1 protein-coding gene is annotated in these 506 nt (G+C 55.9%); it reads left to right on the top strand.

Translation table 11 applies throughout. The features are described 5' to 3' along the window. Nucleotides 1-143: 143 nt before the first annotated feature. On the top strand, nt 144-506 hold a 363-nt coding region (locus tag E0D98_RS25710; protein ID WP_131891518.1), incomplete at its 3' end, for a DotD/TraH family lipoprotein.

Below are 506 nucleotides of genomic sequence, written 5' to 3'. Positions count from 1 at the left end.
AATGTAATGTCGTGATAGCAAACGATATTTGTATCCGGGTAGCACTGTCACCCTCTGAGGTGCTCCAGCCATTCAGCAAAAACACGAACCAGTAAATCCTCCCCACAACGCTTTCTTCTTTCACTGCTCAGGAAAAATACACCATGAACCGTATGATACCTGCGGGATGTCTCGCCGTACTCTGCCTGAACGGCTGCCATCTCCCCCCGGATAATACAGCTCCGACCAGAAAGTATGGTGCTGCCTCTGATGTCGCCGTCGCCCGGCATGCGCAGTATCAGCTATGGGGGCAGGGAATTTACTCTGCAGCCCTTCCGGAGCGTCAGTCCGGCGGCAGTCTGAAGGCTCACAGCGACCGTGTTTCCTTTGACTGGGAAGGCGATGCCCTGGAATTGCTCAACGAACTGGCCCGTCTGCGCGGCCAGCAGTTCAGCTACAGCGGCGTCCGTCTCCCCTTACCCGTCTCACTGCACGTCCGCGACATGACCTTTGCTGATGTCCTTCGT

The sequence above is a fragment of the Escherichia sp. KCJ4928 genome (assembly GCF_004352695.1).
GTDB lineage: Bacteria > Pseudomonadota > Gammaproteobacteria > Enterobacterales > Enterobacteriaceae > ECMA0423.
Note: the sequence above shows the minus strand (reverse complement) of the source record. Positions and strands in the feature narration are given on the sequence as shown.